Annotated in this window: 17 protein-coding genes and 1 pseudogene; all 18 read left to right on the top strand. The window is 53.1% G+C overall.

What is annotated here, in order from left to right; all coding sequences use genetic code 11:
• The first annotated feature begins 147 nt into the window (after window positions 1-147).
• The 18 genes and pseudogenes from HV302_RS23335 (at window position 148) to HV302_RS23250 (ending at window position 15,636) form a co-directional block, all read left to right on the top strand.
• Complete coding sequence (locus tag HV302_RS23335; protein WP_044700360.1) at window positions 148-636, top strand: DUF1441 family protein; 489 nt, start codon at window positions 148-150, stop codon at window positions 634-636.
• On the top strand, window positions 636-2,738 hold the full coding sequence (locus HV302_RS23330) for a phage terminase large subunit family protein (protein ID WP_071681911.1): 2,103 nt from the start codon (window positions 636-638) through the stop codon (window positions 2,736-2,738). Before HV302_RS23335 ends, HV302_RS23330 begins: the two co-directional genes overlap by 1 nt.
• Window positions 2,735-2,950 (top strand): hypothetical protein, encoded by a 216-nt coding sequence (locus tag HV302_RS23325; RefSeq protein ID WP_001082414.1) that lies wholly within the window; start codon window positions 2,735-2,737, stop codon window positions 2,948-2,950. Before HV302_RS23330 ends, HV302_RS23325 begins: the two co-directional genes overlap by 4 nt.
• Window positions 2,947-4,455 carry a phage portal protein gene (locus tag HV302_RS23320; RefSeq protein WP_047499054.1) on the top strand — a complete coding sequence of 503 codons (1,509 nt, stop codon included), beginning with the start codon at window positions 2,947-2,949 and terminating at the stop codon, window positions 4,453-4,455. Before HV302_RS23325 ends, HV302_RS23320 begins: the two co-directional genes overlap by 4 nt.
• Window positions 4,400-6,424 (top strand): ClpP-like prohead protease/major capsid protein fusion protein, encoded by a 2,025-nt coding sequence (locus HV302_RS23315; protein WP_220131621.1) that lies wholly within the window; start codon window positions 4,400-4,402, stop codon window positions 6,422-6,424. The genes HV302_RS23320 and HV302_RS23315 overlap by 56 nt, the downstream gene beginning before the upstream one ends.
• Before the next feature lie 91 nt (window positions 6,425-6,515).
• Window positions 6,516-6,842 carry a DUF2190 family protein gene (locus HV302_RS23310; protein ID WP_181626624.1) on the top strand — a complete coding sequence of 109 codons (327 nt, stop codon included), beginning with the start codon at window positions 6,516-6,518 and terminating at the stop codon, window positions 6,840-6,842.
• Complete coding sequence (locus tag HV302_RS23305) at window positions 6,835-7,110, top strand: ATP-binding protein (protein WP_086504789.1); 276 nt, start codon at window positions 6,835-6,837, stop codon at window positions 7,108-7,110. Before HV302_RS23310 ends, HV302_RS23305 begins: the two co-directional genes overlap by 8 nt.
• Window positions 7,111-7,118: 8 nt before the next feature.
• The gene (locus HV302_RS23300; RefSeq protein WP_086504790.1) at window positions 7,119-7,697 is read left to right on the top strand and encodes a phage tail protein; all 579 of its coding nucleotides are present in this window, start codon (window positions 7,119-7,121) and stop codon (window positions 7,695-7,697) included.
• Complete coding sequence (locus HV302_RS23295) at window positions 7,694-8,095, top strand: phage minor tail U family protein (RefSeq protein WP_127790513.1); 402 nt, start codon at window positions 7,694-7,696, stop codon at window positions 8,093-8,095. The genes HV302_RS23300 and HV302_RS23295 overlap by 4 nt, the downstream gene beginning before the upstream one ends.
• 9 nt (window positions 8,096-8,104) lie before the next feature.
• Window positions 8,105-8,848 (top strand): phage tail protein, encoded by a 744-nt coding sequence (locus tag HV302_RS23290; RefSeq protein ID WP_103848673.1) that lies wholly within the window; start codon window positions 8,105-8,107, stop codon window positions 8,846-8,848.
• Window positions 8,849-8,858: 10 nt separating this feature from the next.
• Entirely contained in the window at window positions 8,859-9,290 is a 432-nt protein-coding gene (gene gpG / locus HV302_RS23285; protein WP_047499062.1) for a phage tail assembly chaperone G, read from the top strand.
• A pseudogene (locus HV302_RS23280) lies at window positions 9,233-9,604 on the top strand (phage tail assembly protein T); the annotation flags it as partial. The gene gpG and the pseudogene HV302_RS23280, both read left to right, overlap by 58 nt.
• Window positions 9,597-12,728: a phage tail tape measure protein gene (locus HV302_RS23275; RefSeq protein ID WP_181626623.1), complete on the top strand. Its 3,132-nt coding sequence runs from the start codon at window positions 9,597-9,599 to the stop codon at window positions 12,726-12,728. The pseudogene HV302_RS23280 and the gene HV302_RS23275, both read left to right, overlap by 8 nt.
• A 2-nt stretch (window positions 12,729-12,730) precedes the next feature.
• Window positions 12,731-13,069: a phage tail protein gene (locus HV302_RS23270; RefSeq protein ID WP_151237493.1), complete on the top strand. Its 339-nt coding sequence runs from the start codon at window positions 12,731-12,733 to the stop codon at window positions 13,067-13,069.
• Window positions 13,070-13,161: 92 nt separating this feature from the next.
• Complete coding sequence (locus HV302_RS23265; protein ID WP_151237491.1) at window positions 13,162-13,503, top strand: hypothetical protein; 342 nt, start codon at window positions 13,162-13,164, stop codon at window positions 13,501-13,503.
• Between the two features lie 63 nt (window positions 13,504-13,566).
• Window positions 13,567-14,304, top strand: a complete 738-nt coding sequence (locus HV302_RS23260; RefSeq protein ID WP_181626622.1) for a phage minor tail protein L — start codon at window positions 13,567-13,569, stop codon at window positions 14,302-14,304.
• Between the two features lie 2 nt (window positions 14,305-14,306).
• Entirely contained in the window at window positions 14,307-15,041 is a 735-nt protein-coding gene (locus tag HV302_RS23255; RefSeq protein WP_181626621.1) for a C40 family peptidase, read from the top strand.
• Window positions 15,019-15,636 (top strand): tail assembly protein, encoded by a 618-nt coding sequence (locus tag HV302_RS23250; protein WP_181626620.1) that lies wholly within the window; start codon window positions 15,019-15,021, stop codon window positions 15,634-15,636. Before HV302_RS23255 ends, HV302_RS23250 begins: the two co-directional genes overlap by 23 nt.
• Window positions 15,637-15,689: the final 53 nt, after the last annotated feature.

The raw sequence follows: 15,689 nt of genomic DNA, 5'->3' as shown, positions 1-15,689 counted from the left end.
GCGGGGCGGCCTGCCACGGGGCGGCGTGCTCGCGGAAAACGGCTAGTTTTTCAGATCTAAGGTCATCATCATCATTTGCGCAGGTTATTGATCTCATTGGAGGCGATTTCGTGCAGATGTCGAATCGTTTAAAAAGTGTTCACCATCATGGACCAGGAAATTGCCACTTTAAAACTGAATATCAACCAGTTGGCGGGGATCACTGGCGTACACCGTCAGACGGTCGCCGCCAGGCTGAAAAATATTGAACCGGCACCAGGTAGCAACAGCAAATTAAAGCTTTACCTGATCACCGACATTCTGACCGAACTGATGATCCCCACTGTGTCAGCCAATATCGATGACATGCTGCCATCGGACAGGCTTTCCCACTGGAAAGCGGAGAATGAGCGACTCAAGTTTGAGCAGGATACGGGGCAGCTCATTCCCGCTGATGAAGTGGCGCGCGAATTCTCATTGATGGCGAAAGCCGTCGTCATGGTACTTGAAACCCTCCCTGATGTACTTGAGCGTGACTGTGCATTAACGCCTGTTGCGGTTTCTCGCGTGCAGAGCGTTATTGATGACCTGCGCGATCAGATGGCGGAGAGGGTGCAGGACGCTGAAGCAGAGGAGGAAGAGCCAGAGGAGGACTGATGGCAAAGCGGGCATCCGCCAGAGGCATCCGCCGCGATGTTTCCGGTATCTTACGTGCCCCGCGTCGAATGCAGGTGGCCGATGCGGTCAGTACTTATATGCGCGTGCCGATGGGGGCGGGTAACTCCGTTCCATGGGATCCGGATCTGGCACCTTACGTGATTGAACCGATGAACTGCCTGGCATCGCGTGAATATGACGCGGTAGTGTTTGTTGGTCCGGCGCGAACGGGTAAAACCATTGGTCTGATTGATGGCTGGATTGTTTACAACGTTGTCTGTGATCCGGCTGATATGCTCCTGATTCAGATGACTGAGGAAAAGGCGCGCGAGCACTCCAAAAAGCGTCTTGATCGTACATTCCGTTGCAGCCCTGAAGTGAAATCCCGACTGAGCCCGCGGCGTAATGATAACAACGTATATGACCGCACGTTTCGCGCCGGGAACTACCTGAAAATCGGCTGGCCATCGGTCAATATCATGTCCTCATCGGACTATAAATGCGTGGCACTAACCGACTATGACCGTTTCCCGGAAGACATTGACGGGGAAGGTGACGCCTTTTCACTGGCATCAAAGCGAACAACAACGTTCATGTCGTCAGGTATGACACTGGTTGAGAGTTCGCCGGGCCGCGACATACGTGACACAAAATGGCGCCGTAGCTCACCGCATGAAGCACCTCCTTCAACGGGGATTCTGGCGCTGTACAACCGTGGTGATCGCCGTCGCCTTTACTGGCCGTGCCCACATTGCGGTGAATATTTCCAGCCTGAAATGGACAATATGACAGGTTACCGCGATATCGCGGACCCTGTTCAGGCCAGCGAGAAAGCCTGTCTTCAATGCCCTGCCTGTAAAGAGCACATCACTGCGGATATGAAGCGTTCGCTCAATATGAAAGGGAAGTGGCTGCGGGATGGGCAAACCATCGACAACGATGGTGTTATCACTGGGGAAGGGCGACGCTCGCGCATTGCCTCCTTCTGGATGGAAGGCCCTGCCGCCGCGTACCAGACCTGGGCGCAGCTCATCTATAAATTTCTTACCGCTGAGCAGGACTATCAGGCCACTGGCAGCGAGGAGGCACTGAAGACGGTAATCAACACCGACTTTGGGCGTCCGTATCTTCCTCGCTCCAGCATGGAACAGCGCAAAAGTGAACTGCTTGAGCAGCGTGCGGAGGTTGTACCAAAGCGCTCTGTTCCGGACGGGGTTTGTTTCCTTATGGCGACCGTCGATGTTCAGGCGGGGCGCAACCGGCGTTTTGTTGTTCAGGTTACTGGCTACGGCAGCATGGGAGAGCGCTGGCTGGTGGACCGCTACAATATCAGGCAGTCGATGCGCTATGACGCCAATGGCGAGAGCCAGCAGATTGACCCGGCAAGCTATCCGGAAGACTGGGATTTATTGCTGACCGATGTGTTTAACAAAGCCTGGCCAATGGCATCGGATCCGACTAGGTGTATGCGGCTGATGGCGATGGCCGTTGACTCCGGCGGTGAGGATGGTGTGACCGACAACGCTTATAAATTCTGGCGTAAGTGTCGTCGTGAAGGACTCGGAAAACAGATTTACCTGTTCAAAGGCGACAGTGTCCGCCGATCCAAACTTATCTCCCGAACCTTTCCTGATAATACCGGACGTTCAAGCCGACGGGCACAGGCTTCTGGTGATGTCCCGCTTTACTTGATCCAGACCGATGCTCTGAAAGACCGGGTGAACAACGCTTTGTGGCGTGATTCACCAGGCCCTGGCTATGTGCATTTCCCTGACTGGCTCGGCAGCTGGTTTTACGATGAACTGACCTATGAGGAGCGATCGACTGATGGCAAATGGAGTAAGCCGGGACGTGGTGCAAACGAAGCATTTGACCTGCTGGTCTACGCTGATGCGCTCGCCATCCTCCACGGCTACGAGAAAATCAAATGGCCCGCTGCTCCTGAGTGGGCGAGGCGGGAAACCTGGCTGGAGAACGCGCCGCCGGAAGCTGGCGAAGCGGCATCCCAGACACCAGAACCAGTACCCACCAAAAAACGGAAGCGGAAAAAGCCCGTAACCGATGATTCTAACCCCTGGAGTACATCAGGAGGATGGTTGTGAACCGTGTTGATATTGAAGCCATGATCCAGCGATATACCGAAGCCGAAATGGCGGTGCTGGATGGCAAAACTATCCGTTTCAATGGGCAGGAAATGACGATGGAGAACCTGTCTGAAATCCGAAAAGGGCGTCAGGAGTGGGAGCGTCGGCTCTCTTCTCTTATTTCTCATCGCCGCGGGCGACCCGGTTACCGACTGGCGAGGTTTGAATGAGCCTTTTAGATGATGCGATTGGGGTCTTTTCGCCTGGCTGGAAAGCTGCCCGTCTGCAGGCGCGCGCGAAAATCAGGGCATATGAAGCCGTTACCCCGACCAGAACGCACAAAGGGCGCCGTGAAAATCGTTCAGCTGATCAGCTCAGCAAAATGGGGGCGGTATCACTGCGGGAGCAGGCCAGGTGGCTCGATAACAATCACGATCTGGTGATTGGGGTGTTCGATAAGCTGGAAGAGCGGGTGGTTGGGAAAGCCGGAATTATTGTTGAACCCCATCCCAAACTGATGAACGGTAAAATCGCCAAAAAGCTTGCAGATCAGATCCGTAATAAATGGGCAGAATGGTCTGTCAGGCCTGATGTCACGAACCAGTTTACCCGCCCGATGCTTGAGCGCCTGATGTTGCGCACCTGGCTGAGGGATGGCGAAGTGTTTGCCCAGCTTGTCAGTGGAACCGGGAATGGTCTTACGCCAGCAGCCGGTATCCCCTTCTGGCTTGAAGCGCTTGAACCAGATTTTATTCCCATGAACAGCGATGCTGCCAGCCAGCTTAATCAGGGGGTATTCGTCGACAACTGGGGCAGACCAAGGAAATATCAGGTTTATAAAAGCCTGCCCGTTTCAGGCCGTCAGCTTGATACCAAAGAAGTGGATGCGGAAAACATGCTGCATCTTAAATTTGTCCGCCGTCTGCACCAGACCCGGGGCGTATCGATGCTATCCGGTGTACTGATGCGTCTGAGTGCACTCAAAGAGTATGAAGATGCTGAGCTCACCGCCGCACGTATTGCTGCTGCGCTGGGTATGTACATCAAAAAGGGGGACGGGCAAAGCTTAGAGGAGGGTAACAGTTCTTCCGATGATGATGATCGGGAATTGATGATTCAGCCTGGCATCATTTATGACGATCTGAAACCTGGTGAAGATATCGGCATGGTGAAATCTGACCGGCCCAATCCTAACCTTGAAACCTTCCGAAATGGGCAACTTCGCGCTGTTGCAGCAGGCAGCCGACTCAGCTTTTCAAGCACAGCCAGAAACTACAACGGCACCTACAGCGCGCAGCGGCAGGAACTGGTGGAATCAACAGATGGCTATCTCATTTTACAGGACTGGTTTATTGGCGCGGTGACCCGGCCAATGTACCGCGCCTGGCTGAAAATGGCGGTGGCCGCTGGCGAGATTAAATTACCCCGCGGTCTGGATATGGAGTCGCTGTACTCGGCGGTGTATTCCGGCCCTGTTATGCCGTGGATCGATCCGGTTAAAGAGGCCAATGCCTGGAAGTTACAGATCCGGGGCGGAGCGGCAACGGAATCCGACTGGGTCCGCGCCAGCGGACGTAACCCGAACGATGTGAAGGCGCGCCGGAAGGCAGAGATCGACGAAAACAAAGAGATGGGGCTGGTGTTTGACACTGACCCTGCCAATGACAAAGGAGGCACAAGTGCCGAAGCCAAAGAACCGGGCGCACCACCGTCCGAAAGCCAGCGCAAAAAGTAATTCCTGGTTCCGTATGCAGGCCAGCGCCGACAACGAAGCGGATATTTATATCTACGACGAGATCGGCTACTGGGGGGTGACGGCGCGCCAGTTTGTGAATGACCTGAAGGCGCTGGGCGATATTACCCATATCAACCTTCATATCAATTCGCCCGGTGGCGATGTCTTTGATGGCATCGCCATTTTTAATGCCCTGAAGCATCACGGCGCGGCAATCACCGTTCACATTGATGGTCTGGCAGCTTCAATGGCTTCGGTGATTGCGATGGTTGGCAACCCGGTAATTATGCCGGAAAACACGATGATGATGATCCACAAACCATGGGGATTCGCAGGTGGCGATGCCAACGACATGCGGGATTATGCCGATCTGCTGGATAAGGTCGAGTCTGTCCTGATCCCGGCGTACGCGGAGAAAACAGGAAAAACGACCGATGAAATCGCCGCCATGCTGGACGATGAAACCTGGATGGATGGTAAAGAATGCTTAGCGCATGGCTTTGCCGATCAGGTCACTACATCTCTGCAGGCGATGGCCTGTATTCAATCAAAACGTATTGAGGACTTTGAAAAGATGCCAAACAGCATTCGTAACATGATCACCCCGCCGCGCAATACTACCCAGCGCGAACCGCAGCAACCGCAACCACAGGTGGCGGCAACGACGACCCCAGCGCCAGCGTCCACTTCTGATGAAGCCACTATCCGTGCACAGGTGCTTGCCGAGCAAAAGAACCGTGTTAACGCAATTAACGATCTCTTTGCGATGTTCGGTGGCAAGCATCATGAGCTGCAGAATAAATGCATCGCGGATCCGGAATGCACAGTGGCTCAGGCTAAAGATGAATTGCTGGCGGCGCTGGGCAAAAATGCCACTCCGTCGAATAAAACTACGGATGCGCACATTTACGCCGGGAACGGTAACTTTGTTGGCGACGGAGTTCGTCAGGCACTGATGGCGCGCGCTGGCTTCGAGAGCCTGGAGCGGGACAACGTCTATAACGGCATGACGCTGCGCGAATATGCCCGTATGGCACTGACCGAACGCGGCATCGGCGTTTCCAGCTATAACCCGATGCAAATGGTCGGTATGGCACTGACGCACAGCACGTCTGACTTCGGTAATATCCTGCTCGACGTTGCTAATAAAGCGTTACTGCAGGGCTGGGAGGAAGCGGCAGAAACTTTTGAGCAGTGGACCAAGAAAGGCCAGTTGTCTGACTTTAAAACGGCGCATCGTGTCGGTCTGGGCGGCTTCTCATCCCTGCGTCAGGTACGCGAAGGTGCTGAATATAAGTATGTGACCACCAAAGATAAAGGTGAAAGCATCGCGCTGGCCACCTACGGTGAAATCTTCTCTATCACCCGTCAGGCGATCATCAACGACGATCTGAATCAGTTAACCGATGTTCCTATGAAGATGGGCCGTGCAGCAAAAGGGACGATTGGCGACCTGGTGTATGCCGTTCTGACCGAAAACGCGAAATTGTCTGATGGTAAGCCGCTGTTCCATGCTGATCACGGTAATATTTCCGCAGGCGCGATTTCTGTAGCCAGCCTTGATGAAGCGCGCAAGATGATGCGTCTGCAGAAAGAGGGTGAGCGTCCCCTGAATATTCGCCCGGCATTCATGCTGGTGCCAGTCGCGCTCGAAACCCTGGCAAACCAGACGATCAAGTCTGCCAGTGTGAAAGGGGCGGATATCAACGCCGGTATCATGAACCCAATTCAGAACTTTGCTGAAGTTATCGCGGAGCCGCGTCTTGATGCCAAAGACACCAGCGCCTGGTATCTGGCCGCCGCTAAGGGCACGGACACCATCGAAGTGGCTTACCTGAACGGCGTTGATACTCCGTATATCGATCAGCAGGAAGGCTTCACTACCGACGGTATTGCCACCAAAGTGCGCATTGATGCCGGTGTATCTCCTCTGGATTATCGCGGCATGGCGAAATCAACCGGGAAATAATCCCTTCCACTCAAGCAGCACATCACAGCCCATCAGGGCTTTTTTTGTATCTGAATTCGGCCCCGTATGGGGCTGGATGGAGACTGAATTTATGGCGAAGAATTTTGTACAGCATGGCAAAACCATTGAGATTGCCAACACGGGCAGCGTTGCGATCCTGAGTGGTTCGCCGGTGATGGTGGGGAAAGTCGTGGCGATTGCCATTACTGATATTGCGGCAGGCCAGACAGGAGACGGTTTTGCCGAAGGTGTTTTCCTGCTGCCTAAGCTGACTACCGATGCGATCACCATCGGTGAGCAGGTTCATATCAAAGATGGCAAAGTGCAGAACGACGCGACAGGTGCCGATCTGGCCGGGGTTGCCTGGGAAGATGCAACTGCCAGTTCCGCAATTGTAGCCGTGAAAATCAATGCCTAATCCCTTTGACAGACTTGTCAGCCGCATGGATGCGGTCACGGTGAACAAAATGGGAAAGCCAGCGATCATCAACGGGGATCCCATGATTGTTATTCCGGCTGAGTTTCTGGAAGAAATGGGGCCTTTAAGCGGAACAGGGCGGTCGCTGGTGGTGTTTACCGCTGGCTACCAGCCACGCCGTAATGATGTGGTGATTTTTGAGGGGGAGGAATTCCATCTGACCCGTCACGAGCGCTTTAACGGTAAGCCGCGCATCTTTATCGAATAGGAGGGGGGATGTCGGTTAAAGGCCTGGAAAGGGCTATTCAGAATCTCAACAGCCTCAGTCGGTTAATCGTTCCTGAGGCAACTGCGAAAGCACTTAACCGTGTGGCCAGCAGAACGATAAGTCAGGGCAGCAAAACTGTAGCGAAAGAGGCAAAGGTGGATGATAACCGGAAAACGGGGCTTCCGGTTCGTCTGGTCCGGCAGCGTTCCCGTTTACGCAAGGCCCGCCACGATCGTCCAGTCGCGTCAATAAAAATCAACCGCGGTAATCTTCCCGCGATAAAGCTTGGTACTGCTCGCGTCCGGCTGTCGCGTAAAAAAGGGGCCAGAAACGGATCGGGCAGCGTCCTTAAAATCGGACCCTATACCTTTCGCAATGCGTTTATTCAACAACTGGCGAGCGGGCGCTGGCAGGTCATGCGGCGCGTAGGTAAAGCCCGTTATCCCATTGATGTGGTCAAAGTTCCTCTTGAGACACCGCTGACAGTAGCTTTCACCTCGATTTCAAAACGCCTTATTGAAAGCGACATGCCCAAAGAACTTTCCGCAGCACTGAAAAACCAACTGAGGATCCACCTGAAGCGATGAACAGACACAGCGCTATACGTGCAGCCATTCTGGCGAAACTGAAAGCTGATATCACCGATACCGTTACCTGGTTTGACGGGCGTCCCGTGTTTCTGGAGGAGCAGGATCTGCCTGCGGTGGCGGTGTATATCTCTGATGCGGAGTACACCGGTGATTCGCTCGATGAAGATTCGTGGCAGGCCGTGCTCCATATCGAGGTGTTTCTTAAGGCTTCCAGCCCTGACACAGCGCTGGATTCCTGGATGGAAGAGAAAATATATCCAGCGATGGAGGACATTCCGGGTCTTGACGCATTAATCGAAACAATGACTCCCCAGGGCTATGACTACCAGCGGGATGATGAAATGGCCACGTGGGGTTCCGTCGATTTCACGTACACATTAACGTATTCAATGTAAGAGGTATTTATGCCTACACCCAATCCACTGGCGCCCGTAAAAGGCGCCGGTACCACACTCTGGCTTTACACAGGAACGGGTAACGCTTTCGCTAACCCACTCTCGGATATCGACTGGAACCGTCTGGCGAAAATTAAAGAGCTGACGCCGGGCGAAATGACCGCCGAATCGTATGACGACACCTACCTTGATGATGAGGACGCCGACTGGAACGCGACCGCTCAGGGGGCAAAATCGGCAGGGGATACATCACTTACGCTTGCCTGGAAGCCGGGAGAACAGGGACAGAAAGAACTGGTCACCTGGTTTAACGATGGTTCTGTCCGGGTGTACAAGATTAAATATCCGAATGGTACCGTCGACGTTTTCCGCGGCTGGTGCAGCAGCCTGGGTAAAGCTATCCCGGCAAAAGAGGTCATTACTCGCACAGCGAAAATCACCAATACCGGCAAGCCCGAACTGGCTGAAGAAAGTGGTTCTGCGCCCATTGCTGTTACAGGTGTTACGCTGGATAAATCCACGGCAAGCGTCGCCGTTGCAGCGACCACCGCGCTCAATGTGACGGTTAATCCTGCCAGTGCATCGGATCCTTCGTTCCGCGTGGCAACCTCTGATGGGGCAAAAGCGACGGTATCTGTAAGCGGAAACACGATCACCGTAACGGGTGTGGCAGCCGGTAACGCTGACATTATTGTTATGACCAGCGACGGCAATTTCGTTGCAGTCTGCAAAGTCACTGTCACCGTTTCCTGAGGAGGGGGATATGTTCCTCAAAAAAGAACCATTTAACTACCTTGGCGAATCCACCACGCTGAATGAACTGTCAGCGCTTCAGCGTATTGAGTACCTTGAATTTCTGGCTGCGGAAGAAAAGACACTTGGCCATGAAAGCGACAGTATCAGCGATCAGGAAATGACTGCCCGTCTGGTGGGTTCAAACATCCGCTGCGGTGCGCGCGTGATCGCACTTTCTCTCTGGCATAATGACCCCGCAGGTCCCGACGAAGAAGCACTTTACCAGCAGGTTCTCAAAGGCTGGCCGCCGGAAGCGATCGGCAAGGCTGAAATGCAGGTTAAGTTGCTCTCCGGCATGCTCGTTCCGGTTGATGATGACAACACTGACGATCCAGGTGCCCCATCAGAGGCCGAAGGCGCAGAAGCTGTTACGGCGGAAAAGCCCTTGCCAGCGAGCTGAAATTTGTCCTGAATCTGGCGCGCGAGTTCGGGCGACCCGACTGGCGCGCCATGCTGGCTGGAATGACTTCTGGTGAGCTGGGTGACTGGCACCAGTTCTACCGGGAACATTATTTTCAGGACGCGCAGCTCGATGCGCATTTTTCCGGGCTGCTTTATTCCATCTCTTCTATTTTCTTCCGCGATCCGGAACTTACCCCCGCACATTTCAGCCTGCTTTCTCCTTCCGGCAGCATCATCAGTGATGATGAACCGGATGATGACACGCTGATGGCCGCAGCTGAGGGGATCACAGGAGGTATCCGATATGGCCCAGCAGATTAGCGATCTGGTCATCAACCTTGATGTCGACAGCGCCACGTTCAGCGAGCAGGTTGCCCGCATAAAGGGCCAACTCACAGGGATGGCTGATGATTCTGAAAAAGTCCAGACGCGAATGCAGCGCGCCTCAGAGCGACAGGTTGCAGCATTAAAAAGTGTGGGGGATGCAGGAGCTTCTGCAGCGGCGGAAATCAAATCCCGCCAGGCAGACGCCACGGAAGGGTTGGCTCAAAACTGGCAAAAAGTATCTAAATCCGTTGATGAAACACACCGCCGGGTGACAGACCTCAGCCAGCGCATGCGTGAGAATGACGGCCAGGCGGCAGTGCTCGCAAGGCGGCAGGATGAACTTGCTGCATCTTTTTTTCGCCAGATAGACAGTGTTCGCCAGTTGAACGGAGAAACACAATCTCTCGCTAATGTGCAGGCACGCTTTCGTGCCGCAAGGGCTCAGGGAAATATTACCCAGCAGGATTACCTTGCGTTGATCTCTCATACGACAGCCCGACAGAAAGAGCTTCAGATTGTCGAAGAGAAAGCAGGGATTGCACGGGCGCGTTTTCTCCGTCAACTGAAGTCTCAGGTTGTGGAGCAAAAGCTCTCCGGTACCGAACTGCTGCGAATGAAGGCTGCACAGGTTGGAGCCAGTGATGCCGCAGAAGTTTATATCCGTAAGCTTGAAGCGGCTAAAGTCGCCACGCACGGGCTGGGTCTGCAAAGTGCTGCGGCGCGTCGGGAACTTGGCGTTCTGATGGGCGAAGTCATGCGCGGTAACTTTGGTGCCCTTCGTGGTTCCGGTATTACGCTGGCCAACCGCGCCGGATGGATAGATCAGCTGATGACTTTACGCGGGCTGGGCATGGCCGGCATGGTCGGGGGGATTGCTGCGGCGGTTGTTGGGTTGGGTAAAGCCTGGTATGACGGCAGCAAAGAGTCTGAGGAATTTAATAAACAGCTAATCCTGACCGGGAACTACGCGGGTAAAACATCCGGTCAGCTTCAGGCGCTGGCGCGCTCGCTGGCCGGTAATGGTATCACTCAGCATGCCGCTGCAGGCGTGCTGGCGCAGGTCGTTGGAAGCGGCGCGTTCAGCGGTAATGACGTCAGCATGGTCAGCAATGTCGCCGCCAGGCTGCAGCAGGCTACCGGGCAGGCCGTCGACGAAACCATAAATCAGTTTAAACGCCTGAAGGATGATCCGGTTAACGCGGTCGCGACGCTCAATGATTCCCTGCATTTTCTGACGGCCACCCAGTATGAACAGATTTCCTCTGCTCAGGCGCTGGGGGATTCGCAGAAAGCAGCCGAGCTGGCAATGCGGGCATATTCTGACGCCGTTATACAACGAGCGGGGGCTGTAGAGGACAATCTTGGTTCTCTCGAAAAAGCGTGGAACTGGGTGAAGAATGCTGCTTCCGGGGCGTGGGATGCGATGCTGGGCGTAGGGCGTAATCCTGACACCGCGATGAAGCGCCAGGACTCTTTCGCTGAATGGCAGGCAGCAGAGAAAGAGTACCGCGCGCTGTCCAGCAATCTTAAAGTCGACCCAGATTATGCCGGTAACAACGTTCTGCAGAAAGCTGATGCGGAAAGGCTGAGAAACGCGCGCCAGCAGGTGGAGCTTAAAAAGCAGGCTTATGATCTGGCTGATCAGCAATATGCCCAGGAAGGACTGACAGCCGCGCGGGAAAAAATGCGGACGGATCAGCAAACTCAGGCAATCCGCAGCCAGCAGCAGTTTAACCAGTTGGTGGAATCCGGCGCGACGGCGGCAGAAAAGCGGGCTTCAGCAGAGAAAAAGCTCAGTCAGCTTATTGAGAAAAACCGTCAGGATGCGAAAGACGGTATCGCCACGCTGTGGACTGACAAGGACATTGCTGCAGCACGGGCAGGGATCGAAAAGCAGTTTAAGGACGCCAAAACCCCAAAAGGCAAAAGCTATTCAACGCCAGCCGGGGACAAAGCTGAAGAAAAAGCACAGGCCGAACTTCTCACCCTTCAGGCCCAGCTTAAAACGCTTGAGCAGCATACCAGCGTGAACGATGTTATCAGCAAACAGCGTCAGGACCTCTGGCAGACTGAAAATCAGTTCACAGTTCTTCAGGAGGCCGCTGGTCGTCGTCAGCTTACGGCGCAGGAAAAATCCCTGCTGGCGCACAAGGAAGAAACGCTCGAGTACAAGCGGCAGCTGGCCGACCTGGGCGATAAGGTTGCCAGTCAGCAAAAGCTCAACCAACTGGCCGATCAGGCCGTGAAGTTTGAGCAGCAGCAAAAGGCGGCGAGAGCGGGTATTAAGGCGCAGTCAGAAGGGGTTTCTTCACGCGATGCCGGGCGAGCAACCACTCTGGAACGCCTGCGTGAAAGCTATGCCCATAATCCGCAGGCTCAGCAAAAGATTCTGGAAGAGCAAAGAGCGACATTTAAAGATGAAGATGCTCTGCGCGCAAACTGGCTGGCCGGTGCCAAACAGGGATGGGCTGAATATCAGGATTCAGCGACAAACGTCTTTAGTTCGGTTCAGCAGATTTCACAGGCAACGTTCAGCGGACTGGCGGGCCAGCTTACCAGCCTGGTGACAACCGGCAAAGCCAGCTTTAAGGACTTCACCAGTTCGATCCTCAAAATGATTGTGTCCGTGATTAATCAGTTGCTGGTGGCTTACGCCATCCAGAGCGCGATGGGCTGGGTGAGTGGCGGTGCGAAAGCGCCAACGTCAGGCCAGTCGTTTGGTGTGCCGTCTTATCGGCCTCCAGGATACGACGTTGGCGGTTACACCGGACACGGCGGGAAGTATGAGCCTGCCGGTATTGTCCACCGTGGAGAATTCGTTTTCACCAAAGAGTCTACCAGCCGCATCGGTGTGTCCAATCTGTACCGACTTATGCGCGGTTATGCCTCGGGGGGCCTGGTTGGTGCAGGTAATATGCCGGTTCCGGCTATAGGGGGGATCAGCGTTTATGCTCCGGTCAGTATCAGTCAGCAAAGTGGTGGTGGAGAAGTCAGCCAGGCGAGTACCGCAGGAACAGCACGTCAGTTGCAGGGTATTGTCCAGCAGACTATCACCGACCGTCTGAAAAAGGAGATAAGTCCGGGTGGATTACTTTACTCAAGGGGGTAATCGTGACAGACACGTTTAACTGGCGAACACGCAAAACGGCTCAGGGAACTGAAAATGTCCGCACGCTTCAGGCTCAGTTCGGTGACGGGTATAAGCAAATAGTCGGGATGGGAATTAACGACAAGTCCGAAACATGGAACCTGGACTGGACAGGAACCCGAAGCGAGGCTGCTGTGCTACGTGCTTTTCTGATGTCCCATGTCACAGCCTCTTTCTGGTGGACAAACCCCTGGGGGGAGAAAAATCTCTATCGGGTGAAAGCTGATTCATTCAGTGTTTCATTCCCTTCCGGGATAAAAGCGACAGTAGCATTCACTTTCGAGCAGGCTTTTGCCCCATGACGTTATTTTTTTATCATGTATCATGAATGACATAACCACAGCATCAAATAACACTATGCATTAGTTTTATAAACGTCTACAGGTGATAAAAAGTGAAAAGGATATTGTTGTTAGCAATCGCGTTGAATCTCACTGGTTGTATGAATATATATAACTATCGAGGTGAGCAGCCTATAACTGCTACTTTTTTGTCTTCACATACTCCGCAGGAAACTCAGGAATGTATTCTTTCCTCTTGGCAAAAAGAACCTTTAGGGAATAGTGTTACCGCGCAAAAAACTTACGGATTTTACAGTGTGTTAGCGGTTAGTGATAATGTTGATGTTTATTATGAAAAAAATAGCGTAATAGTTAATTATTACTCTCTTCGAGGATCATTAGATCCTTGGAATGGAAAGGTTAAGAGAATAAAGGCAATTCAATCATGCTTATAGATTTTTGTAGACTCTACATAAATTAAAACCGCCTAAGGGGCGGTTTTTTTTTCGGGGGTAGGTATGAGTTTTATCAGTGATATACAACAGTTAGAACCTGGCAGTCTCATTCAGCTTGTTGAGATTGACGGGACTGACTTTGGCATGGAAAAAATTCTGCGCTTTCATGCTCATAACATCCAGGAGGAAGGCTGGGCGTCGTTTGCCGCGGATAATCTACCTTCCATAATCTGGCAGGGGCATCAGTATGATCCGTATCCATATGAGCTTAAAGGTATGGAACTTTCGAGCACGGGAGTCCAGCCGACCCCCATGCTGTCTGTCGGTAACGTCGGTAATTATGTGACGGCACTGTGTCTTGAGTATGACGACATGGTTAAGGCAAAAGTAAAGATCCACACCACGCTGGCAAAATATCTGGATGGGGCTAACTGGGATAATGGCAACCCGAATGCGAGTCCGATTGACGAGCGGGTGCAGCTTTTCTATGTGAATGCGAAAACGGTGGAAACACGAGTTCAGGTTGATTTTGAACTGTGTTCACCCTTCGACATTCAGAGTCTTCAGCTACCAACTCGTCAGATCACGCCTGTCTGTACCTGGTGCCTTCGTGGCTGGTATCGAAGTGGCACCGGATGTGACTACAACGGGACTAAATATTTTACAAAAAACGGTACACCAACCGACGACCCGTCGAAAGATGTCTGCGGCGGGCGGCGGCGGGATTGCCAGGATCGGCATGATCCGGATGCACCTCTGCCGTTTGGTGGTTTTCCGGCAGCTAACCTGCAGGGGAAATAGTGATGCGTGAAAAATTGATGGATGCCATACGCCAGCATGTCGCTGCGGAATACCCGAAAGAGGCCTGTGGGGTGATAATTCAGACTGGTTTCTCGCAGACGTTTATTCCCTGTCGCAATATTGCCGACAACCCGGAAGAAATGTTTACGCTTTCCCCTGAAGACAGGATGGGCGCAGGGGAACTGGGTGACATCATTATGATTATTCACTCACATCCTGACGTGGTGCAACTGGTGCCGTCAGAAATGGACCGCATTCAGTGCGACTGGTCTGGTATTGAATGGGGGATCATGTCGTGGCCAGATGGTGATTTTTGCACGATTTCTCCGCGGGAGGATCGTGACTATGTTGGGCGTCCTTGGGTACTCGGTTACGCAGACTGCTGGTCGCTTATCCGGGAGTATTTTCAGCGTGAGTTCGCTCTCGTTCTGGGGGACTACTCGGTACCATATGAGTGGTGGGAGGAAGGAAAGGAGCATCTCTACGACGACAACTGGCAACAGGAAGGTTTTGTCGAAGTGGCTCCCCGTGAGATGCGGCCAGGCGACATTATCATGATGAGCATCCAGGCTTCGGTTACCAACCATGCAGCGGTATATCTTGGCGATAATATCATTCTGCATCATATGTCCGGGCATCTGTCGTCACGTACCCCATATGGAAAATATTACCGCGACAGAACTGTGCGGGTGGTGAGGCATAAGGAGTTTGTGAATGCTGAAAACACTGATTCTTGACGGCAAGATGGCGAAGAAATTTGGCAAACGCCATCAATACCACGTCGCTGACCTTCGTGAAATGCTGAGAGCGATGTGCTCACAGGTGCCGGGATTTAAAAAATACATGTCAGAAGCGCATATGAAGGGGATCCAATTCGCCTTTTTCAGCGGGAAAAGCAATATTGGGCTTGAAGAGTTCGATATGACTCTGGGTAGTGATACATACCGCATCAGTCCCATTATTGAGGGGGCAAAAAATGCCGGAGTACTTCAGGTAGTGATCGGTGCAGTGGCGCTGGTCGCTGCTTTTTTTACAGCTGGTGCCAGTCTTGCTGCATGGGGGGCGGCAATGAGTGCGGGTGCAATAACCGCCACAACGGTACTGACCGGCATTGGCGTTTCAATGATGCTTGGCGGCGTAGTTCAACTACTCACCCCGCAGCCATCGTTTAACACTGGCGCCTCTTCCAGTACGGATAATAAACCCAACTATGCGTTTGGTGCGCCAGTCAATACGGTGGCTATGGGGTATCCCGTTCCCGTTCTCTATGGGGAGCGAGAAATTGGCGGGGCCATTATCAGCGCCGGTATGTATTCAAGCGATCAACAGTAAGTTGACAGTTATTAACCTCAGGGCGCTTATGCGTCCTTTTTTACGGGTGAAAT

This window comes from Citrobacter sp. RHBSTW-00859 (assembly GCF_013729795.1).
Classification (GTDB): Bacteria; Pseudomonadota; Gammaproteobacteria; order Enterobacterales; family Enterobacteriaceae; genus Citrobacter; species Citrobacter braakii.
Note: the sequence above shows the minus strand (reverse complement) of the source record. Positions and strands in the feature narration are given on the sequence as shown.